The organism is Agrobacterium sp. AGB01 (assembly GCF_014851585.1).
Classification (GTDB): domain Bacteria; phylum Pseudomonadota; class Alphaproteobacteria; order Rhizobiales; family Rhizobiaceae; genus Agrobacterium.
The window spans coordinates 132,667-154,141 of the sequence record NZ_JACVAB010000002.1 but is presented as its reverse complement, the minus strand read 5'-3'; the positions used below and the strand labels follow the sequence as shown (position 1 = coordinate 154,141).

Annotated in this window: 17 protein-coding genes; 5 read left to right on the top strand and 12 right to left on the bottom strand. The window is 54.6% G+C overall.

All coding sequences use genetic code 11. From position 1 onward, the window contains the following. Window positions 1-152: 152 nt before the first annotated feature. The 10 genes from IB237_RS07505 to IB237_RS07460 form a co-directional block, all read right to left on the bottom strand. On the bottom strand, window positions 153-932 hold the full coding sequence (locus tag IB237_RS07505; protein WP_192488033.1) for a MetQ/NlpA family ABC transporter substrate-binding protein: 780 nt from the start codon (window positions 930-932) through the stop codon (window positions 153-155). 33 nt (window positions 933-965) lie between these two features. After that, on the bottom strand, window positions 966-1,634 hold the full coding sequence (locus tag IB237_RS07500; RefSeq protein ID WP_192488032.1) for a methionine ABC transporter permease: 669 nt from the start codon (window positions 1,632-1,634) through the stop codon (window positions 966-968). Then, window positions 1,624-2,724, bottom strand: coding sequence for a methionine ABC transporter ATP-binding protein (locus tag IB237_RS07495; protein WP_371815266.1), 1,101 nt, complete (start codon window positions 2,722-2,724; stop codon window positions 1,624-1,626). The genes IB237_RS07500 and IB237_RS07495 overlap by 11 nt, the downstream gene beginning before the upstream one ends. Before the next feature lie 343 nt (window positions 2,725-3,067). Continuing rightward, complete coding sequence (locus IB237_RS07490) at window positions 3,068-3,700, bottom strand: NAD(P)H-dependent oxidoreductase (RefSeq protein ID WP_192488031.1); 633 nt, start codon at window positions 3,698-3,700, stop codon at window positions 3,068-3,070. Window positions 3,701-3,827: 127 nt separating this feature from the next. Next, window positions 3,828-5,207, bottom strand: a complete 1,380-nt coding sequence (locus tag IB237_RS07485; RefSeq protein ID WP_192488030.1) for a GH1 family beta-glucosidase — start codon at window positions 5,205-5,207, stop codon at window positions 3,828-3,830. A gap of 230 nt (window positions 5,208-5,437) precedes the next feature. After that, window positions 5,438-6,748, bottom strand: a complete 1,311-nt coding sequence (xylA, locus tag IB237_RS07480) for a xylose isomerase (RefSeq protein WP_192488029.1) — start codon at window positions 6,746-6,748, stop codon at window positions 5,438-5,440. Window positions 6,749-6,822: 74 nt separating this feature from the next. Then, the gene (xylB, locus tag IB237_RS07475) at window positions 6,823-8,274 is read right to left on the bottom strand and encodes a xylulokinase (RefSeq protein ID WP_192488028.1); all 1,452 of its coding nucleotides are present in this window, start codon (window positions 8,272-8,274) and stop codon (window positions 6,823-6,825) included. A gap of 39 nt (window positions 8,275-8,313) precedes the next feature. Beyond that, window positions 8,314-9,342, bottom strand: a complete 1,029-nt coding sequence (locus tag IB237_RS07470; protein ID WP_192488027.1) for a LacI family DNA-binding transcriptional regulator — start codon at window positions 9,340-9,342, stop codon at window positions 8,314-8,316. 139 nt (window positions 9,343-9,481) lie between these two features. Further along, a complete protein-coding gene (locus IB237_RS07465; protein WP_210323862.1) occupies window positions 9,482-11,065 on the bottom strand; it encodes a DHA2 family efflux MFS transporter permease subunit in 1,584 nt (527 codons plus the stop codon). Window positions 11,066-11,083: 18 nt separating this feature from the next. After that, window positions 11,084-12,280: an HlyD family secretion protein gene (locus IB237_RS07460; protein ID WP_192488026.1), complete on the bottom strand. Its 1,197-nt coding sequence runs from the start codon at window positions 12,278-12,280 to the stop codon at window positions 11,084-11,086. 164 nt (window positions 12,281-12,444) lie between these two features. Here IB237_RS07460 and IB237_RS07455 point away from each other — a divergent pair, with 164 nt between their 5' ends. From IB237_RS07455 to lysS, 5 genes are all read left to right on the top strand, one after another. Further along, window positions 12,445-13,098 (top strand): TetR/AcrR family transcriptional regulator, encoded by a 654-nt coding sequence (locus tag IB237_RS07455; protein ID WP_192488826.1) that lies wholly within the window; start codon window positions 12,445-12,447, stop codon window positions 13,096-13,098. A 167-nt stretch (window positions 13,099-13,265) separates the two neighbouring features. After that, entirely contained in the window at window positions 13,266-14,018 is a 753-nt protein-coding gene (locus IB237_RS07450) for a TerC family protein (protein ID WP_192488025.1), read from the top strand. Between the two features lie 147 nt (window positions 14,019-14,165). After that, the gene (locus IB237_RS07445) at window positions 14,166-15,938 is read left to right on the top strand and encodes an SLC13 family permease (protein ID WP_192488024.1); all 1,773 of its coding nucleotides are present in this window, start codon (window positions 14,166-14,168) and stop codon (window positions 15,936-15,938) included. 179 nt (window positions 15,939-16,117) lie between these two features. Then, complete coding sequence (gltX, locus tag IB237_RS07440) at window positions 16,118-17,575, top strand: glutamate--tRNA ligase (protein WP_192488023.1); 1,458 nt, start codon at window positions 16,118-16,120, stop codon at window positions 17,573-17,575. A gap of 206 nt (window positions 17,576-17,781) precedes the next feature. After that, the gene (lysS, locus tag IB237_RS07435; protein WP_192488022.1) at window positions 17,782-19,278 is read left to right on the top strand and encodes a lysine--tRNA ligase; all 1,497 of its coding nucleotides are present in this window, start codon (window positions 17,782-17,784) and stop codon (window positions 19,276-19,278) included. A 191-nt stretch (window positions 19,279-19,469) separates the two neighbouring features. On the opposite strand, the gene IB237_RS07430 is transcribed toward lysS, so the two are convergent. Both IB237_RS07430 and IB237_RS07425 read right to left on the bottom strand, forming a co-directional pair. Next, window positions 19,470-20,372, bottom strand: a complete 903-nt coding sequence (locus IB237_RS07430) for a hypothetical protein (protein ID WP_371815265.1) — start codon at window positions 20,370-20,372, stop codon at window positions 19,470-19,472. Window positions 20,373-20,707: 335 nt separating this feature from the next. Then, window positions 20,708-21,439, bottom strand: a complete 732-nt coding sequence (locus IB237_RS07425) for an SDR family oxidoreductase (RefSeq protein ID WP_192488021.1) — start codon at window positions 21,437-21,439, stop codon at window positions 20,708-20,710. Window positions 21,440-21,475 lie beyond the last annotated feature (36 nt).

The window sequence follows — 21,475 nt, the reverse complement described above, 5'->3', positions numbered from 1 at the left end:
CAAAAGATATTAAATCTGTGACCGGCCATCCCCCTAAAAAAACACAGGTATGAAACTGTAGTCGGCTAAGGGGAGTTTTTCGGACAATAAAAAGCCTCCCTCGCTTTTGCGAGGAAGGCCCATAAACTCTAGGGTATTTCGCGGTAAAAAGCTTACCAGGAAGGGATAACCGTGCCCTTGAATTCTTCGGTGATGTAAGCCTTCACTTCCGGGCTCTGGTAGGATTCAACCAGAGTTTTTACCCATGGCTGGTCCTTGTCGGCAGTGCGCACAACGATGATGTTGGCATAAGGCGACTTTTCGCTTTCAATAGCGATAGCATCGGTCTTCGGATTAAGGCCACCCTGCGAAGCGTAGTTGGTGTTGATGACCGAAGCATCGGTATCATCAAGCGCGCGTGGAAGCTGGGCAGCATCCAATTCTGCAAACTGCAGGTTCTTCGGGTTTTCGATAACGTCAGCTGGCGTTACCTTGAGACCAGCTTCTTCCTTGACCTTGATCAGGCCCTTCGAGGCCAGAACCAGCAGAGCGCGGCCGCCATTGGTCGGGTCGTTCGGAATGCCAATTGTCGCGCCGTCCTTCAGTTCGTCCAGGCTCTTTACCTTCTTGGAGTAAACGCCCATTGGAGTGGTGATGGTTGTGCCAACGCTGACGAGGTCGAACTTGCGGTCGGCAACCTGGTTGTCGAGGTATGGCTGGTGCTGGAAGGAGTTGGCGTTCAGTTCGCCATCGTTCAGAGCCTGGTTCGGAACAACGTAATCAGAGAATTCAAGAATTTCGAGATCGAGATCCTTCTTGGCAGCCACTTCCTTGACCACTTCCATGATCTTGGCGTGTTCGCCCGGCGTTACACCGATCTTGATGGTTTCAGCCAGCGCGCTGCCGGTGGAAAACAGGGCAGCGAGGGAAGCTGCGATAATCAATTTTTTCATGTCAGTCTCCTTGGGGTAGATTGTTATTGCTTGTTAGTTTTTACGATTACGCTTGTCGAAATGGCGGGCAAGCCTGTCACCCGCACTTTGAACCAGCTGCACCAGAACGATCAGCACTGCGACAACGGCAAGCATCACTTCTGGCATAAAACGTTGATATCCATAGCGAATGCCAAGGTCACCAAGACCACCGCCACCGACAGCACCGACCATGGCCGAGTAACCGATCAGGCTGACTAGGGTCAGGGTAAGCGCCAGCGTAATGCCAGGCTTGGCTTCGGCCAGCAAAACCTTGGTAACGATCTGCACCGGTGTGGCACCCATGGCGCGCGCCGCTTCCACCAGACCTTTGTCGACTTCACGGATCGCTGCTTCCACCAGACGGGCGACAAATGGAATGGTCGCAACCGTGAGCGGAACGATGGCTGCCGAAGTGCCAATGGAGGTACCGGCAACAAGGCGGGTAAATGGAATGATGGCCACCACCAGAATGATGAACGGCGTCGAGCGGGCAGCATTGACGATCAAACCAACGATACGGTTGGTGATCGGCGCTTCAAAAAGCTCGCCTTTGCCGCTGGTGGCGAGGAAGATGCCGATCGGCAGGCCAACAAGCGACCCGACCAGGCCCGATATCGCCACCATGTGCAATGTCTGTAAAAGTCCCTTCCATAGAAGGACAAAGAGCATATCAGGCGACATAGCCGAGCACCTCCGTGGCAAGTCCGGTTTCCGCATAAAGGCGGTCAGCGCGGGAAATTGTTTCAGGTGTTGCGGGATAGGAAACCACCAGTGAACCAAATGGTTCGCCTGCAATTTCCTCGATCGTGCCGGCCAGAATATTCACATCCGCACCGATTTCGCTGACCAGTCTTGCCGTCAGCGGCTGGAAGGCTGTCGCACCAAAGAAAATCAATCGTACCAGAACGCGATCACCAATGTCCGGCTGCGGTTTCAGTACACCGCTGATCCATTCAGGCAGTTTTGCACCGATCGAAGATGACAGCAGGCTGCGGGTGGTTTCATGCTTTGCAGCCGTAAACACATCAAAGGTGCGACCGCTTTCGACAATCAGACCCTTGTCGATAACGGCAACCTGCGACGCAATTGTTTTCACCACTTCCATTTCATGGGTGATGAGAAGCACCGTAAGGTTCAGTTCCGAATTGATCTTCTGGAGAAGTTCAAGAATGGACTGGGTGGTCTCAGGATCCAGCGCCGAGGTTGCTTCATCGGATAGCAACAGCTTGGGTTCGGTTGCCAAAGCGCGGGCAATACCGACACGCTGCTTTTGACCGCCGGACAGTTCCGCCGGATAGCGGTTGGCTTTATCGCCAAGCCCGACAAGTTCAAGCAGAGGCTGAACTTTCTTTTTGATATCCTGGCGGCTGACACCGGCAATCTCCAGCGGCAGGGCCACGTTGTCGTAAGCGGTGCGCGAAGCCAACAGGTTGAAATGCTGGAAGATCATGCCGATCGAGCGTCGCAACTGGCGCAGACCCTGTTCATCCAACCCGCCAACATCAACGCCATCGACCAGAACGCGACCGGATGTCAGCGTCTCCAGGCCGTTGACGAGCCGGATCAGTGTGGATTTACCAGCGCCTGAGCGCCCGATGATGCCGGTAATGGAGCCGCGTGGAACAGAAAGGTCCACACCGCCAAGCGCCGTAAACGCCGATTCGCCGTTTTGGCCGCCAAAACGTTTGGTGACATTTTCAAACACAACCATGGCATCAGCATGTGCTGGTGGTTGCTGAGCGGTGCCGCCCGCTGTCAATTGGAAACTCATGGATAACTCTACGGATAATGTCTGTTGTGCGTATCTCTTTAAATCAATTCCGGCTGAAATAAAGGATTCTGCGTTTCTGGTGTCTATCGCGCCATTTTCACAGCATCAACGATGCTCGCAAGATAAGTCACCCGTGCATTCAGTGCGTGTCGTTACGCAATCACGAAGCACATTCGGTTACAGCACATAGTCCGTGTCATTTTATTCTGCTTTCACACCAAAGTCGTTATCGACTTTCTTAGGTGCCCCAAACATGCCTGTATGCGACACCTTTTGACAGGGAAAATTTTTCAACTAAAAGGCAGTTTCAGGAAAATTTTCCGCAGTTCTGGCCGTAAAGTGATTACTTTACCGAAGAAATGAACTGATCGTTCGGGCGACGAACCTTTTTGAGGTTCACCAGCCAATCACCATCTTCCTTGCGGTAGCCAAGCGGAAGGATGGTAACCGAGCGCAGACCCTTCTCACGCAGGCCCAAAATCTCATCCAGCTTGTCCGGATCGAAACCTTCCATTGGTGTCGAATCCACGCCTTCGAACGCAGCCTGAGCAAGCGCCATGCCGAACCCGATATAGGCCTGACGTGCAGCGTGTTCGAAGTTCACCTGAGCATCGCGCGGGGGATACATGTTCAGGAGCATCTGGCGATAGTTCTCCCAACCTTCGTTCTTGATGCCGCGCTCTGCATTGACGAGATCGAACATGCCGTTGATGCGCTCAGCGGTATAGTTGTCCCACGCTGCAAAAACCAGAAGGTGGGAACCATCGGTAATCTGAGCCTGGTTCCAGGCGATTTCCTGGATCTTCGCACGCACTTCCGGATTGGTAACGACGATAAGTTCAAACGGCTGCAAGCCGCTTGATGTTGGAGCAAGACGGGCCGCCTCCAAAATACGGGCAACCTTGTCTTCCGTTACCGGCTTGGACGGGTCCATCTTTTTGGTGGCATAACGCCAGTTCAGTTTTTCAATAAGCAAAGTAGTCTCCTTGGGAGGATCACTGACGCTGCCATCAGGCAAGCGTGCAGGTTTCATTTTGAAACCCGCTACACATAGGGCGCCAGTCCACAACTGCAAGCAGACATCGCAACGTAACCACCCAAAACTACGAGGCAGCCTTTTTGTGATTGCCCTTCGGAAATTCGGCCGCCAGCGACGAGTACCATTTGCCGCTTTTTTTGACGGTCCGGACCTGAGTGTCATAATCGACATGCACAAGGCCAAAACGCATGCGATAACCCTGCGCCCATTCAAAATTGTCCATTAGGCTCCAGGCAAAATAACCACGCATCGGGTAACCGTCCTTGATCAGATCGGCAACCACCGACAAGTGGTTAACGTAATAATCAAGGCGCGGCTGGTCATCGACCTCACCATTTTCAACACCCATATTGTAGCAGGCACCGTTCTCGGTGATGTAGCAATCGGGCAATTCATAACGGCGATAAAGCTCCTCTACCAACGAATGCAGGGCCGGAGCATAGACCTCCCACCCGATATCGGTCGTCACATCGTTGACGAAAGGTGCTTCAACCGTGGCTGGGAATTCAGCTGAAGGATTTGGATCAGCGGCAACCCGCATTGGTGTGTAATAATTCAATCCCCACCAATCGAGTTTCTGGTTGATGATGGTGAGATCGCCCTCTTCGACACTCGGCATGCGGTCACCCAACGCCTCAACGAAATCCGAGGGATATTCACCCTTGAACACAGGGCCAAAAAACACACCATTATGGAACTGGAATGCCCGCTCGGCTGCGGCCTTGTCCGCAGCACTGTCGGAAGCAGCAATGACCGAATGTGCGTTCAGCACCAGACCAACCGGCACGTTGGGTGCAACATCCCGGCAGGTCTGTACGCCAAGGCCGTGGGCAAGATTGGTGTAATGCATCGCCGCCAGTGCGGCGTCCATGTTGCGTTCACCAGGCGCGTGAATGCCATAGAGATGGCTAAGCCACACCGAGCACCATGGCTCGTTAAATGTGGCAACAGCGTCCAGCCGGTCGCCCAAGCGTTCCATCACAGTGCGGGTGTAGCGCTGGAAGGCATAGGCGGTGGAACGCGCCGTCCAGCCGCCATCACCCATCAGGGTCAACGGCAGATCCCAGTGGTAAAGTGTGGCATAGGTCTTAATGCCCCTCGCCTTGCAGCCGTCAACCAGACGGTCATAAAAATCCAGACCTCTTTCATTGATCGGACCGGTGCCATCAGGAATGATGCGTGGCCATGCAATAGAGAAGCGATATGCCTCGACACCCATATTTTTTATGAGATCGAGATCGGCATCCAGACGGTTGTAATGATCGCAGGCAACGTCACCATTGTGGCGACCATAAACACGTCCGGGCATGTTGCAAAAAGCATCCCAAATCGAAGGTTTGCGACCATCAGCCTTGGATGCTCCTTCAATCTGGAAGGATGCCGTTGCGACACCAAACAGAAAATCACCGGGAAAGCGTGTTGCAAGCACCTTGGGATCGATCATTCCGTCTCCTCCTGAATAATTTGGCCCGTTGAGTATCGGGTTTTTGTCCTGCCCTGGACAGGTGTTTGCTAGGTATAAAAGCAAATCATCGCCTACTGCAACGTTTCAGTTAAATCATACAAAACTTTTACGACAGGGATTTGGTGCAAATGCAGCGAGTTAGCAACAGAAAAGGCGGGGTTTGATCCCCGCCTTTCATCAGCTTTTTTACATAAAGCTTTTCGGCCGTTTTAAACGTAACGATTTACGACATTTTCGAGATATTCCTGACGACCCGACTTCGGCTGAGGATTGATATTGTCACGCTCAACCAGAGCTGCGATGTCATCCAACTTCAACTCGCCACGCAGCATCTTTTGCGCCGAAGGAGAATCCCACTTTGAATAACGGTCCGAAAGCGGCTTCGACAGCGCGCCATCTTCAATCATCTTGGCAGCAGCCTTCAGGCCACGGGCGCAGCAATCAATGCCGCCGATATGACCGATCAGAAGATCAGCCGGATCAAGCGACTGGCGACGCAGCTTGGAATCGAAGTTGGTGCCGCCGTTCTGGAAGCCACCACCGGCCAGAACATGATAATAGGCCAGCGCCATTTCCGGCACGTTGTTCGGGAACTGGTCGGTATCCCAGCCGGACTGGTAATCATTGCGGTTCATGTCGATGGAGCCGAAAATGCCGAAGGCGTTTGCCATGGCCAGTTCGTGCTCGAAGGAATGGCCCGCAAGGATCGCGTGACCCTGCTCAATGTTGACCTTGACTTCCTTTTCCAGGCCATGACGCTGCAGGAAGGCGTAAACCGTTGCGACATCATAATCATACTGATGTTTGGTTGGCTCCTGCGGCTTCGGCTCGATCAGGATCGTGCCTTCAAAACCAATCTTGTACTTGTATTCGACAACAAGGTTCAGGAAGCGGCCCATCTGGTCAAGTTCGCGCGACAGGTCGGTATTCAGCAGGGTTTCATACCCCTCGCGTCCGCCCCACAGAACATAGTTGGCACCGCCCAGTCGCTTGGTAGCATCGAGGCAGGTTTTGACGGTCGCAGCCGAGAATGCAAACACATCCGGATCCGGATTGGTCGAAGCGCCCGACATGTAACGGCGGTGAGAGAACAGGTTGGCAGTACCCCACAAAAGCTTGACGCCAGTTTCCGCCTGCTTCTTCTCGAAGTGGTCAACGATCTCGTTGAGGTTACGGGTGTTCTCCGCAAAGCTATTACCTTCCGGGCGAACGTCCGCATCGTGGAAGCAATAAAACGGTGTACCCAGCAGCGAGAAGAACTCAAAGGCAACATCAGCCTTCAGTTTTGCCGCATCCATTGTATCGGAAAACCATGGGCGCTCAAATGTCTGGCCACCGAACGGATCCCCACCTGGCCATGTGAATGTGTGCCAGTAGGCCACCGCAAAACGCAGGTGATCTTCCATGCGTTTGCCAGCCACGATCTCGTCCGCATTGTAATGACGAAACGCCAGCGGATTTGTGCTGTCCGGTCCTTCATATTTTATTTTGGTGATGTCACCAAAAAAGCCTGTCGACATGGGTATTCCTCCTGAAAATCTAACCTCTGTCAATGAAAGTGGACCCCCGGCTTGCGCCGGAAGAAAACGGGATGTTAGTGCGCGAGTTGGCGAATGGCTGGGTAGAGCTCGCGGTAACGCTGATAGGCAGCATCGTAGGCACCGCTAAGTGCCGAGACAGGCTCGATGGTTCTGGCAGTCTGCGGCGCCGTGCACACGGCAACCGGGTCGGCGCCCGTGGCCGCAATAAGGCCAAGACGTGCGGCACCGAAGGCAGCACCAAAATCACCATCGGCGGGAATATCAACCGGCACATCAAGGGCCGTTGCAATCGATGCCAGCCAGTATTCCGAACGTGAACCGCCGCCAATGGCCGTGACGCGCGAGATGCTTGTACCAGCCGATTTCAACGCTTCCAGATTGTCACGGATGGCAAAGCTGACACCTTCAAGCACCGCCTGCGTCAGAACTGAACGGTCACTTTCATGACCAAGACCGATAAAGGCACCGCGAATGACCGCGTCATTGTGTGGTGTGCGCTCACCAGACAGATAAGGTGCAAATGTCACGCCGCTTGGTGCCTTAAGGTTGTTGCCCAGCTCTGTGGTCAGTTCGGCTGCAGATTTGCCTGCAATGCCGGAATACCAGTTGAGGGCATCGGTTGCCGACAGGATAACGCCCATCTGGTGCCAGGTATTTGGCAAGGCGTGGCAAAATGCATGTACGGCACTTTCAGGCTTGGGCAGATAACTGCTGTTGGCCGCAAACAATACGCCGGATGTCCCCAGCGAAACGAAAGCAGCGCCTTCCGACACCGTACCCATGCCGCAAGCCGATGCAGCATTGTCACCCGCGCCACCGGCAATCACGACATCGCTCATGCCCCAAGCAGACGCCAGCTCGCCGCGCAGTTTACCGGCCTGCTCAGTACCTTCCACCAGCGAAGGCATGTGGCTTTCGTTAAGTCCAGTCGCATCCAGCAATTCTGCCGACCACTTGCGGGCACCGGTATCGAGCCAGGACGTTCCGGCAGAATCCGACATTTCGGAGATATATTCACCGGTCAGCCAGAGACGCAAATAATCCTTTGGCAGCAAAACCTTGGCGACTTTTGCAAAAATCTCCGGTTCATGTTTGGCAACCCATGCCAGCTTTGGCGCGGTAAAGCCCGGGAACACGATGTTACCGGTCAGTTTGCGAAACCTTGGGTCTGCATCCAGCTTCGCTGCCTCGGCATAAGAGCGCGTATCGTTCCATAGAATGCAGGGACGAAGCACCGCACCGGCCGCATCAACAAGGGTTGCACCATGCATTTGCCCGGACAGGCCAATGCCCTTCACGGCAGCAAGCTCCTTGGCATGGGAGGCCTTCAGTCCGGCAATTGCCGTTTCACTTGCCTTGATCCAGTCCGCAGGGTTCTGCTCCGACCAACCGGAATGAGGCCGGGACACCTCAAGTGCGCCATTGGCAGAACCGATAATGCGCTGGTTGCCATCAATCAGCAGCGCCTTGACGCCAGACGTCCCCAAATCGAGACCAAGATACATGTTATTCCTCCATGAAAATACGGTGAGAAGGATCTGCAATCACGGCAAATTATCTCGCATGAATATGTCGAGGCGAATGCGCTCTTGTGCCGCAATCACTCCTACCTTGTCAGCCTTGGCCTTGAGCACACGAATGCTGCTACGCACCTCATGCCCGGCATCCTGATTGAGTACGGCATCGATAAGCCCGGCCTTGAGCGCCGCAGTGGTGTGGGTGCTCAGCTCGTGGGCAATGACCGCCGGTCTGCCACGCGATTGCGGCAGGTTTTCCAACGCCCGGATAAGACCCCTGTTACCGGCACCGAGGCTGTAAATACCGCCAATATCCGCATGTTGGGCAAGTGTATCGCGCACCAGCGTTTCAACCGTCGCGACATCATCACGCCCTTCGAGAACCGGTAGAATTTCCAGCTGCGGAAACTCTGATCCCATCACCGACATGAAACCGTCGACGCGTTCACGGTGATCGCGCACCATCAGCGAACCGGCCAGCACAGCAATCTTGTTGGCCGACGGATTGGCAAAACGCCCAAGCAGACTGGCCGCCGTCTTGCCAGCAGCAATGTTGTCGACACCGGCATAGTGGTCGCGTTTTGAACCGGAGAGATCCGAAACAAGGGTCACCGTCGCTATGCCGTCATCCGACAGTGCCGCAACCGCCTGACGCACCGCATCACCCTCAACGGCAACAAACGCAACACCGGCCGGCATGTCGGCCCGCGCGGTTTCCAGCGCAGCCACAAGTGCGGCCGCATCAAATGGGGGAATTTCAAGCAGCGTAATTTCGGCGCGTTCCGAAGGGCCACGCGAAATCGCTGCACGCACCTCATCCCGCAATGCCTGCATGAAGGAGTTGTCATTGTTTGGCAAAATGAAAACCAGTGGATAAACGCGGCTGCGCGCCAGATTGGCAGCGGCAACATCACGCACATAACCCAGCTCGGCGATGGCTGCTTCCACACGCGCCTTGGTCACTTCCCGTACACCGGAACGGAGGTTGACCACACGGTCAACCGTGGCAAGGCTCACACCCGCCTTCGCAGCAATGTCGTGAACTGTTGGCTTCATTTCCGTCCTCCGACAGCCCTTCTATTCCCAAATTTGAGGTACGTAAATCAAAAAATAGCAGACGGGGGCAATCATCTTTAAACGCAAAATGAAAAAGGCCGCCATTTCTGGCGGCCTCGGCGGTGGATAGGGAAAATCGTTAGTGGCCGCTGCCCGCAGGCGGTGCAGCAGATGGCTTGCGGATCAGCAACGTCAGCGTCACCAGGAAGCAGAACAGCACCGTCAAGGCCATAAACACATCGGCGAATGACAGTAGCCATGCCTGTTGCGTTACCATGCCCGCCAGCTTCTTGAAAGCGACTGAAGCGCCATCCAGACCATAGCTGTCATAGTTCGCACCTACACTGCTCAACCAGTCCAGGGCTTCCGGATTTTTGAAGTTAACATGCTCCGACAGACGCGCATAATGTTCATCGGTGCGCTGTGTCAGCATGGTGTTGATTATGGCCAGACCAACCGCACCACCGAGGTTACGGGTGAGGTTGAACAGGCCTGACGCGTTTTTGATACGCTGCGGCGGCAACGTGCCAAGAGCAATGTTGTTGATCGGAACCATGCACATCATCAGCGAGCAACCGCGCAGGATCTGCGGAACAAGCAGCTCGTAGAAATCCCAGTCCGAGGTGATGCCGGTCATCATGTAGGTGCCAGTGGCAAATCCGAGGAAGCCAATACCCATCATCACACGCGGATCGAGCTTGTTGGACAGCATGCCGGCAACTGGCGCCGTGAAGAACATTGCAAGACCGGACACGAACATCGTCTCACCGATCATCAGCGAGTCGTAACCACGGATACGTCCGAGATAGAGCGGGTAAAGATAGGTCAGACCGTAAAGGCCAACCCCCATCACGAATGAGAACAGTGAACCAATCGAAAAGTTTCGGTCCATGAAGGCCCGCAAATCCACGATCGGGAATTCGACCTTGAAAGCTCTCCAGAAAAATACAACCGCACCGATGGTCATGGCAATCGAACCGACAACGATATGTTCATCGTTGAACCAGTCCTTGTTGTTGCCTTCCTCGAGCACGTATTCCAGCGAGCCGAGGAACACGCCCATAGCCAGCAGACCCCACCAGTCAAACTTCTTCCAAAGCGACTTTTCTGGCCTGTCGAAGTCGATCAGGCTCCAAGTCAGCAATGTGACGATGATACCCGGCACAACGTTGACGAGGAACAGCCAGTGCCAGGACATGGCGTGGCTGAGATAACCACCCACCGTCGGACCGATGGTGGGCGCAAGTGTTGCCACCAGACCAATGATCGGCGACACGATGCTACGCTTGGACGGCGGAAAAATGGTGAAAGCTGCCGCAAACACCGAAGGGATCATGCCACCGCCAATAAAGCCCTGAATGGCGCGGTACACGATCATCTGGTCGATATTGGTGGCCGTGGCGCACAATGCGCTCGACAGGGTGAAACCTGCCGCACACATGCTGAACAGCACACGCGTTGACAGGATACGCGCCAGCGTGCCCGACAGCGGGATCATGATAACTTCAGCGATCAGGTAGGACGTCTGCACCCAGGCGATTTCATCCGAGCCGGCGCCAAGGCCAGCTTGGATTTCCGCGAGGGAGGCAGACACAATCTGGATGTCCAGAATGGACATGAACATGCCCACGACCATGGCAAAGAAGGCGATGAGCCGCTTTTTATCCATGGGGGGATCGGACGCGGCAACTGCATTGCCGCCTCGGATGACCGCTTCCGTCATGATGCGAGCCTTTCGCGCTTACTTCTGCGCTACCGCATTGTTGTCAGGTGCAGTGCGTGTATCCACGTCCACGACGACACTCAAACCGGCACGAAGATTATGCTTGGCAAGATCTTCGGCCGAGAAAGCTATACGAACAGGCACGCGCTGGATAACCTTGGTGAAGTTACCGGTGGCATTTTCAGGTGGCAGCATGGAAAACACCGAGCCGGAAGCCGGCGAGATCGACTGGACCGTGCCGATAATATCCTGCTTGCCGAGTGCATCCACATGGATACGCACCTTGGAACCCGGCTCGACTTTGGCGATCTGCGTTTCCTTAAAGTTCGCATCAATGTAGAGGTCATTCATTGGCACCAGGGCTGCAAGCCGCTTGCCGGTTGAGACGAGATCGCCCACCTGAACAGCCACATTGCCGATGACACCATCATACGGCGCCTTCAACACTGTAAAGCTAAGGTCACGTTGAGCCTTGTCCTTCGCCAGAACCAGCGAACGGATGGTGCTTTCAGCTTCGTTTCTCTGCGCTGCGAGCAGTGAGATATTGGCTTTGGCTGATTCGATGCTTGCCGCACCGGCAACAGCATTTGCGGCAGCCTGATCAAGCGCAACCTGTGCATTATCTGCAGAGGCAACCGTGCCAACATCCTTGGCTTGCAACTCGTTGGCGCGCTTCTGGTTGATTTCCGCGCCGCGCAGTGCTGCGTCAAGCGCACCCTTCTGTGCTTCGGCCTGCTGCAGAGCAGCCTTGGCACCGGCAAGCTGTGCATCGATACGCGACAGCGACAGCTCCTGGGTACGAACCTGCGCCTCGGCTTGTTCAAGCGCGATCCGATAATCGCCATCATCCAGAGTGACCAGCGGATCACCAGCCTTGACTTCCTGATTGTCGACGACGTGGACCTTGTTCACGTAACCGGAAACCTTTGGCGAAATGATCGCAATGTCACCTTCGATATAAGCATCATCGGTTGAGACGAGGAAACGACCATCCGTCCACCACTGGTAACCATACCAGCCGGCACCAGCCAGCACGGCAATTGCCAACACAGGCAAAATAGGCGAGCGACGCTTTGCCTTCTTCTGCTGTGGCGCATCCTGTGGCGGCGCGGGTGTCTGCGATGTGATTTCTACCGCATCATCTTTACGCGCCGTTTCATCTGCGCCCTCATTTGTATTGACCGCGCGTACCGCGCCTGTGTTCTGGGCAGACATGTGCTCACCACCATGTAGGATATAATTTTATTGAACTGAACCGTTCGGTTCGATTGACATAAAGCTTTTCATAACACATATCAAGAGGGCATCGAACCAATCAGTTCGATTTGACGGGAATCAAAATTTCAAACAGGGATAAGAGTGTGAGCACGCAAGAAGACATGGAGACATCTGGCACGCCGGTCACCACCGGGCGTTTCGCGGCGGGAGAAGACCCTGCAAAGCGCGAACAGATACTCGATGGCGCCTGGATTGTTTTTCGCAAACTTGGCTTTGATGCTGCCAGCATGAACGATATTACCCGCGAAGCAGGCGTTTCCAAGGGTACGATCTATGTTTACTTCGCAAATAAGGAAGATCTTTTTGCGGCCCTGATCGACAGGCACCGTACCCGTTTTGCCGAAGCCATGCGTGATGTGCTGGCGGGGGAACAAGCGGTTGAAGAAGGTCTCAAGAAGTTCGGCTTCACCTTTTCCCGACAGATGACCTGCTCTGAGGTCATACCTGCTATGCGTTCTGTGATTGGCGTTATTGACCGCATGCCCAGTCTCGCGAAGCGTTTTTTCGCCAGTTCACCGGTCAACATCAAAAGCGTGCTGCAGGATTTCATTGAACATCATGTGAAGCTTGGAAACTTGCAGGTCGACGATATCGAACTGGCCGCCCGGCAATATATCGAACTGTCGTCAGGTCCGTTTTTCAAACTTCGCCTGTTTGGTGAAATTGATGGCGACGTGCCGCAGCAGGAACTGGACCGGGTGGTCAACAGCGCCGTGCGCGTATTCATGGCCGCTTACGGAACCAAAATCAGTTGAGCGCATTAGGCAAAATCTGCGCAGGCGTAACTTCGCGTTAAACGCGAAAATTACGAATAATCAGCCATATCGTTGAAATAAATGCGCTTGTTTCTCGCGTTTTATAACGTACATGATTGCGTCGTATATTTGCCAATGCTGCACAATTGAAAGGACAACACCCCCCGATGGAGACCATTCTCCCTCTCTTGAGCGACCCCACTGCCTGGGTGGCATTGATTACCCTAATCGTCATGGAGGTCGTGCTCGGCATTGACAACCTGATATTCATATCGATCCTGACCAACAAGCTGCCACCGGAACAGCGTGAAAAAGCCCGCAAGATCGGTATTGGCCTCGCACTTGTCATGCGCCTTGGCCTGCTTGGCACTGTCGCCTGGATCGTACAGCTTACCAACCCGGTGTTCGAAGTTTTCGGTCACCCCTTCTCCTGGAAAGACATTATCCTGATCGTCGGCGGTCTGTTCCTGCTGTGGAAGGCGACCAAGGAAATTCACCACAATGTTGACCCTATCGACCACAAGGAAGACATGGTTGGCGGAACGGTCACCAACACGTTCTCATCTGCAATCATTCAGATTCTGCTGCTTGACCTCGTATTTTCGGTCGACAGCATTATCACTGCCGTTGGCATGACGCCGCATCTGCCAATCATGATCGTTGCTGTTGTGTTTGCTGTGACTGTGATGCTGGTAGCCGCGACGCCTCTGGCTAACTTCGTTGAGCGCAACCCGACAATCGTCATGCTGGCTCTGGCCTTCCTTCTGATGATCGGCACCACGCTGATTGCAGAAGGTATGGGCATGCATGTACCGAAGGGCTACGTCTATGCAGCTATGGCTTTCTCTGCCCTAGTCGAACTTCTCAACATGATGGCGCGTAACGCCCGTGCCCGTAAACGACAGGCCGCCAAGCATTAACCGCTGAATCCAATATTGAAAGACCCGCCTGACAAGGGCGGGTCTTTTGCATTTTGACGACGGAACGCGCTATGGTTTCATACGTTTAATTCCGCATCGGATCGGCTGTTCTGGCCAATCACTCTCCTGCCGAAAGTGCCTTCCTGAATGACAACAGACCAGATTTTAGCCTTCGCCGTTATCGCAGCAATGATGGCAGCTTTCATCTGGGACAAGTTGCGTTATGACGTGGTTGCCTGCTCCGCCCTATTAGGCGCTGTTGCGGTGGGTATCGTGCCCTTCGACAAGGCGTTTTCCGGTTTCAGTGACGATATCGTCATCATCGTCGCCAGTGCACTGATCGTCAGCACGGCGGTGGCCCGTTCCGGCATCGTTGACACACTGATCAAGAAATATTTCCCCGAAATGCGCTCGAAAGGGTTGCAGCTCGCTTTCCTGATGATTGTTGTGGCCGTCATGTCGGCCTTCATCAAGAATATCGGCGCTTTAGCTATCATGATGCCGGTGGCTTTTCAGTTTGCCCGAAAGTCCGGCAGCCCCGTGTCCTTCTACCTCATGCCGATGGCTTTTGCCGCCTTGCTCGGTGGATTGATGACGCAGATCGGCACCTCACCCAACATCGTGGTCTCCAGACTGCGTGAGGAAATGACCGGTCAAAGTTTCTCAATGTTCGATTTCACACCTGTCGGTCTTGGCCTGACGGTCATCGGCATTTTATTTTTGACATTTGGCTACCGGCTGCTGCCAGTGCGCACTAAACCGGACGCCTCTGTCGAAGACATCATGGAAAAATCCGCCTACACAGCCGAGGCATCCATAACAGCGGATTCACCGATTAAAGACAAAAGCCTCAATGAACTGCTGAAACAGGGCGATGGTGCGGTCATTGCCACCACCATTCTCAGAGGCCACCGCAGGATCTCTCCCTTCCCCGATGTTGTGCTTAAGGTTGGCGACACACTTCTGCTGGAAGGCAATGCCACCGATCTGGACAGGGTGGTGTCCAGTGCAAAACTAACCCTTTCGGGCAAGCCACTGACCGGCAGTGGCCAGAAAGAAAGCGATGTCATTGCCATGGAAGCGGTGATTGACAATGCCTCGATCCTCAATGGCCTTTCGGCAAAGGAACTGGCTCTGTCCTACACGCGCGGTGTCAACCTGATTGCCGTTAGCCGTCGCGGACACCGCCTGAACCAGCGCCTGAGTGATCTGTCGTTGATGGCCGGTGACGTGATCGTTTTGCAAGGCAACAGCAAAAACATCTCACAGGTTTTGAAGGAATTCGACCTTCTGCCGCTGGCGCAACGTGAAATCCTGCTCGGCACCCGCAGACGCGCGATTTTGCCACTTTTGGTACTTGCAGCTGCCATGGCGGCTGCGGCCACCGGCATAGCACCGGTCGCCGTTGCCTTCTTTGCCGCCGCCTTCGCGATGATCGCCATTGGCGCTATCCCGTTGTCCGACATCTACAAATCAGTAGATGGCCCTATTCTTGTGATGCTGGCGGCGCTTATCCCGGTTAGCGATACACTGCGCACGACAGGTGCGAGCGACCTTATTGCGACCTGGTTGGGGGAAACGGCCAAAGGCATGCCACCCTTCATGGCTCTTGGTCTCATTCTGCTGGCTGCAATGGCTGTCACGCCATTCCTCAACAATGCCGCAACGGTACTTGTCATGGGCCCGATCGCGGCAGGATTTGCCACCACACTTGGCTTCAAGCCGGAGGCATTCCTGATGGCTGTCGCCATTGGCGCCGGCTGTGATTTCCTCACCCCTATCGGCCACCAGTGCAACACTCTGGTCATGGGGCCGGGTGGTTACAGGTTCAGCGACTATCCACGGCTTGGTCTACCGCTATCATTTCTGATCATCATCGCCAGCATACCGATGCTGCTTTACGTCTGGCCGGCGTCCTGATTTGACCTAATTTTCTTGACGCATGGGGCTGAATGTGGCCTAAGGCCATTCCAATGGAAAATTGCGGAATTGTGGGCATCCTAGATACCCAAGTCCCGTTTCCACAAAGCATGCTAAAACCAGTCGTCGCATACGGGAACTTCCCGTAACCCTTGCACGTCAATACGAGCGATCATCCAATGAGCACTTCCAACGTTCGCGTCCGTATCGCGCCCTCTCCTACCGGTGAGCCGCATGTCGGAACTGTCTACATCGCACTTTTCAACTATCTGTTCGCCAAGAAAACCGGCGGCGAGTTCATCCTGCGCATCGAAGATACCGATGCGACCCGCTCGACCCGCGAATATGAAGAGAAAGTGCTGGAAGCACTGAAATGGACCGGATTGAAATGGTCCGAAGGCCCTGATGTCGGCGGTCCTTACGGCCCGTACCGCCAGTCCGAGCGCAAGGACATGTATCAGCCCTATGCTCAGGAACTTCTGGATAAAGGCCATGCCTTCCGTTGTTTCTGTACGCCTGAGCGCCTGGAACAGATGCGTGAAGCACAGCGCGCCGCTGGCAAGCCGCCGAAATATGACGGCCTGTGTCTGCATCTGAAAGCTGAAGAAGTAACAGCCAAGCTGGCGGCCGGTGAGACATCGGTTGTTCGCATGAAGATCCCGACCGAGGGTTCCTGCGACTTCACCGACGGCGTGTACGGCGAAGTATCGATTCCGTGGGATTCCGTTGACATGCAGGTCCTGATGAAGGCCGACGGCATGCCGACCTACCATATGGCCAATGTCATCGACGACCATCTGATGAAGATCACCCACGTTGCGCGTGGCGAGGAATGGCTGGCTTCGGTGCCTAAGCACATTCTGCTTTACCGTTATTTTGGATGGGACCAGCCGGTATTCATGCATCTTTCGCTGATGCGCAATGCCGACAAGTCCAAGCTCTCCAAGCGCAAGAACCCGACGTCGATTTCCTATTACTCGGCACTCGGTTACCTGCCAGAAGCCTTGATGAACTTCCTGGGTCTGTTTTTCGTGCAGATCGGTGAAGGCGAAGAGCTCCTGAACATGGACGAGCTTGCAGACAAGTTCGACCCGGATGCATTGTCCAAGGCTGGCGCGATCTTCGACGTGCAGAAGCTGGACTGGCTGAATGGCCGCTGGCTTCGCGAAAAGCTGAGCCAGGAAGAATTCCTTGCCCGCATTTTCGAATGGTCATCGGAAAACGGCCGTCTGACCGAAGGCCTCAAGCTGGCACAGAGCCGCATCTCCCGATTGAGCGAACTGCCGCAGCTGGCAGGCTTCCTGTTGTCTGGTGATGTTGGCCTGACACCAGCCTCCTTCGCAGGGCTGAAAAGCAAGCCGGAAGAAATTCATGAAATCCTGACCACCGTTGCTGCCGATCTGGAAAAAATGCCAGACTGGAACATTGAAAGCATCGAGGCAGAATTGCGTGACCTTGCTGAACGAACCGGCAAGAAACTGCGCGTGGTGACACCGCCGCTATTCGTTGCCATGTCCGGCACATCGCGTTCGCTGCCGCTGTTTGACAGCATGGCGCTGCTTGGCCGCTCCGTGGTACGCCAGCGTCTGAAGGTTGCCATTGCTGTTGTCGCTACCATGGTTGGCAGCGGAAGCTAAGGTTTGCCGGGGCGGATTATCATTCGCCCCTCATTCCTGAGTTTGTCACAGGAAACCAGCCACGGCGTATTTGCGCCGTGAATGCATAAAAGAGAATCTCCCGCGCCCAAAGACCTGTGCGCACTGGTATCCTGTGATGAACACAGGGATGAGGGAGAACCGGAAACTAATTGCCGCCGCGGCACCGCCGCAACAGGAATTGAACAATGAACGACAAGACAACCGAAACCGCTCTCTCCTCCGACGTCACGGAAGTGCGCCGCCAGAAACTGGCGCTGCTGCGCGAAAAGATCGGTGACGTCTACCCTGCGCATTTCCACCGCACGATGACCAATGCCGAGTTGGCGGAAAAATACGCCGATATCGAGCCGGATGTCGAAACCGGTGATACGGTCACCGTTGCTGGTCGTGTTTATTCCAACCGCAACTCCGGCATGTTCATGGACATCCATGACGCGTCTGGCAAGGTGCAGATCTTCAGCCACAAGGATACCACACCGGAAGCGGCGCGTGAGCTGCTGCCGTTGATCGACATGGGTGACATTATCGGCGTCACTGGCAAGGTTCGCCGCACCAAGCGTGGCGAGTTGACCATCAACGCTGAAGAAATCACCATGCTGACGAAGTCGCTGCTGCCGATGCCTGAAAAGTGGCACGGCGTTTCCGACGTCGAAGTGCGTTACCGCAAGCGCCATCTGGACATTCTCTCCAATGAAGAATCAAAGTTGCGCTTCCAGCAGCGCTCCAGAATTATCTCTGGCATTCGCCGCTTCATGGAAGCGGAAGGTTTCCTCGAAGTGGAAACACCAATGCTGCAGACGGTTTATGGCGGCGCGACTGCCGATCCGTTCAAGACCTTCCACAACACGCTGAAACAAGACATGTATCTGCGTATTGCGCCGGAACTGTTCCTCAAGCGCACGCTGGTATCCGGCCTTGCCGACAAGGTATTCGAGATCAACCGCAACTTCCGTAACGAAGGCGTTTCCACGCGGCATAATCCTGAATTCACCATGATGGAGTGCTACTGGGCCTATTCCGACTACGAAGACATTATGGGTCTGGTCGAGCGCATGTTCGAAACCCTCGCCGTCGCCATCCATGGCACGACAGAGCTGGAGTTCCAGGGCCAGACGATCTCCTTCAAGGGTCCGTTCAAGCGCGTTCCTATGCCTGACGCCGTTAAGGAAGCAACCGGCATCGACTTCTTGAACATCAAGACCGATGAAGAAGCCCGCGCCGCCGCTAAAGCTGCCGGTTTCGAAGTCGAGAAGGACTGGACATGGGGCGAGTGCCTGGCATTCATCTTCGAAGAGAAGGTTGAAGGCACACTGATCCAACCAAGCCACGTCACGCACTTCCCGAAGGACATCTCGCCTTTCGCTAAGGAAGTTCCGGGTGAACCACGTCTGGTGGAACGCTTCGAAAGCTATTGCAACGCCTGGGAAGTGGGCAACGCTTTCTCAGAGCTCAACGATCCAGAGGAACAGCGCCGCCGTATGGTCGAGCAGCTGGAACAGGCTCACGCCCGCGGCGAAAAAGACAAGCAGCTTGACGATGAATTCCTTGATGCAATCGATCAGGGCATGCCTCCAGCAGGTGGTCTCGGCATCGGCGTTGACCGTCTTATTATGCTGCTGACAAATGCACCGTCGATCCGCGACGTCATTCTCTTCCCTGCCCGCCGCCAGAAGGCCGACTGACGCTGCGGCATGTTTCACAGGACCGTTCAGCGGTTTTTGGCAGAAACATCTGATCGTCAAAAAACAACAACACGCTGCGTGATAACCACCATCTGCAGCGTGTTACACAAGCAGAGCATCAAAAAGCCGGAGCGCAAAAACGCCTCCGGCTTTTTTGTTCTCCATCGAACTTTTGAAAAATGACTTAGATATCAGTGAGATGACTGCGAATGACCTTCAGACGCCTTGGCTTCGGCCGCAGGTGCGTCCGCAACGGGTGCGTGGTCCTGCTCTGCGGCTTCCGCAGTGGCGGAGCCTTTCCCAAAAATTAGAGATTTCAGGTAGCTGAGGCTGAAAATGCTACCGCTGTCATGCACGGGCGTCGACGTCAGCAACTGTTCATCATCTGGCACAGGGTGCGCCTCTGCCGACGGCTCACCATGGCCGGATTCACCCTCGCCGCTGTGCCCTGCCGGCTCCGCGGCTTTTTCTGCTGGCGCACCATGCCCATCGCTTTTTCCATGCGCACCCTCGACATTCTCCGACACGCCACCTTCACAGCCGGTATTATCGGACAACGAATGTACAACCTGCTCAATGTCTTCAAGCGGAAGGTCAATTCTCAAGCCGTAGAAAAAACCCTGTGCGTTCGGCACACCATCATAATAGAAGCCGGAATATTGCTTGCCATCCGTACCTTCGGGTATTTTGGCCATATCAGGGATATAAACCGCCTGCGCTGCAATCGCACGGCCACGCATCTCGGAGCGCAGCTGCGGGCCATTGGCGTCCAGAACCGACACCTGCACAAGATCAGGGTGCTGTTTTTCATGAATAGCCTTGGCTACACGCACGGCGGTTTTCAGCCTGTCCGTACCATCGCCACCGGTTGTGCGGATAAACTGCCTTATCCAGAACGTACCATTTTTCTTGATGGTCACAGTCTGGACGGCCTGACATTCCAGACCATTGACGGAACGATAGGAAGGGCCAAGCAAACGTTCGGTACCCACGTAAACACCAGCGAGACCAGCTGCTCCGCTGATAAGCAGAACACCGCAACTGATAAACACTACTTTACGGGAAAGCCGTATTCGGCTGAATACTGCTTTCACACTAGGCGCCCTGACATACCTACCCCGTCAATTACGCAATGCCCCAGCCCTAATGGGCCAACCAAAGACCATCCGGCATGGATCAAAAATCCACGTTCAGACTGGCTTTGATCCTGACGGTTTCTCCTTGACGAAGATTTAACCCGGAGTGTTATTCAGTGTTTTTAGTGAACCATTTTTGGACTCTGCCAAAAAATATTGCCGCGCTTCATGTATAAAGCGTTGACAGGCGCAAACTGACAATAGTCAAGCGCGTCGAGCAGCCGCACGCCCGTTATGCGGCAGTCTCAAAATGAAGCAACAAAGACCCGCCGAAGCGGGTCTTTGTTTCATAATCAGGCAGTCCAGCCGCCATCGATCACATGGATTTGGCCCGTGGTGAAACCGGCCTCTTCCGACGCCAGATAGGTCACCAGTGCAGCAATTTCTTCTGGCTTTGCAATGCGGCCCATTGGCTGGCGCGCAATGAAGTCGCTCAATGCCTGCTCGTAGTTACCGGTCTGCTTCAGACGTTCATGCAGGGATGGGCTGTCTACGGTGCCCGGGCAAATCGCATTGCAACGAACGCCCTTGGTCACGAAATCAGCAGCGATCGCCTTTGTCAGACCAACAACAGCTGCCTTCGACGCCGTGTAGGCAAACCGGTTTGGAACGCCCTTAACGCTTGATGCCACTGACGACATGTTGACGATAGCACCTTTGCCCTTTTCCAGCATGCCTGGGAGGAATGCGCGGCAGGTACGGTACATGGCCTTGGCGTTCAGATCGAACGAGAAGTCCCAATCCTTTTCCTCGCATTCGAGGATAGTGCCAGCATGCACGTAACCCGCACAATTGAACAGCACGTCGATTGGGCCAACTTCTTCCGCAAATGCCTTTACAGCGTCGCCATCCAGAACGTTCAGAACGCGCTTCTCAACACCTTCCAGTGTGGCCAGTGCCTGCTCATTGATATCCGTTGCGATAACGCGCGCACCAAGGCTTGCAAAACGTTCAGCCGTTGCGCGGCCAATACCCTGCGCGGCGGCCGTTACAACAACGGTCTGCCCTGCAAAATTCTGGGACATATGGTAATCCTCCCTGCCAATCCAGTTTACCGCGCC

Excerpts from the sequence above, each read along its gene's own strand:
- IB237_RS07445 (WP_192488024.1), top strand. The coding sequence starts at position 14,166 with ATGACAACAGACCAGATTTTAGCCTTCGCCGTTATCGCAGCAATGATG.
- IB237_RS07465 (WP_210323862.1), bottom strand. The coding sequence starts at position 11,065 with ATGACGGAAGCGGTCATCCGAGGCGGCAATGCAGTTGCCGCGTCCGAT.
- lysS (WP_192488022.1), top strand. The coding sequence starts at position 17,782 with ATGAACGACAAGACAACCGAAACCGCTCTCTCCTCCGACGTCACGGAA.
- IB237_RS07505 (WP_192488033.1), bottom strand. The coding sequence starts at position 932 with ATGAAAAAATTGATTATCGCAGCTTCCCTCGCTGCCCTGTTTTCCACC.
- IB237_RS07425 (WP_192488021.1), bottom strand. The coding sequence starts at position 21,439 with ATGTCCCAGAATTTTGCAGGGCAGACCGTTGTTGTAACGGCCGCCGCG.
- IB237_RS07460 (WP_192488026.1), bottom strand. The coding sequence starts at position 12,280 with ATGTCTGCCCAGAACACAGGCGCGGTACGCGCGGTCAATACAAATGAG.
- IB237_RS07485 (WP_192488030.1), bottom strand. The coding sequence starts at position 5,207 with ATGATCGATCCCAAGGTGCTTGCAACACGCTTTCCCGGTGATTTTCTG.
- IB237_RS07455 (WP_192488826.1), top strand. The coding sequence starts at position 12,445 with ATGGAGACATCTGGCACGCCGGTCACCACCGGGCGTTTCGCGGCGGGA.
- xylB (WP_192488028.1), bottom strand. The coding sequence starts at position 8,274 with ATGTATCTTGGTCTCGATTTGGGGACGTCTGGCGTCAAGGCGCTGCTG.
- IB237_RS07495 (WP_371815266.1), bottom strand. The coding sequence starts at position 2,724 with ATGAGTTTCCAATTGACAGCGGGCGGCACCGCTCAGCAACCACCAGCA.
- gltX (WP_192488023.1), top strand. The coding sequence starts at position 16,118 with ATGAGCACTTCCAACGTTCGCGTCCGTATCGCGCCCTCTCCTACCGGT.
- IB237_RS07470 (WP_192488027.1), bottom strand. The coding sequence starts at position 9,342 with ATGAAGCCAACAGTTCACGACATTGCTGCGAAGGCGGGTGTGAGCCTT.
- IB237_RS07500 (WP_192488032.1), bottom strand. The coding sequence starts at position 1,634 with ATGTCGCCTGATATGCTCTTTGTCCTTCTATGGAAGGGACTTTTACAG.
- xylA (WP_192488029.1), bottom strand. The coding sequence starts at position 6,748 with ATGTCGACAGGCTTTTTTGGTGACATCACCAAAATAAAATATGAAGGA.
- IB237_RS07450 (WP_192488025.1), top strand. The coding sequence starts at position 13,266 with ATGGAGACCATTCTCCCTCTCTTGAGCGACCCCACTGCCTGGGTGGCA.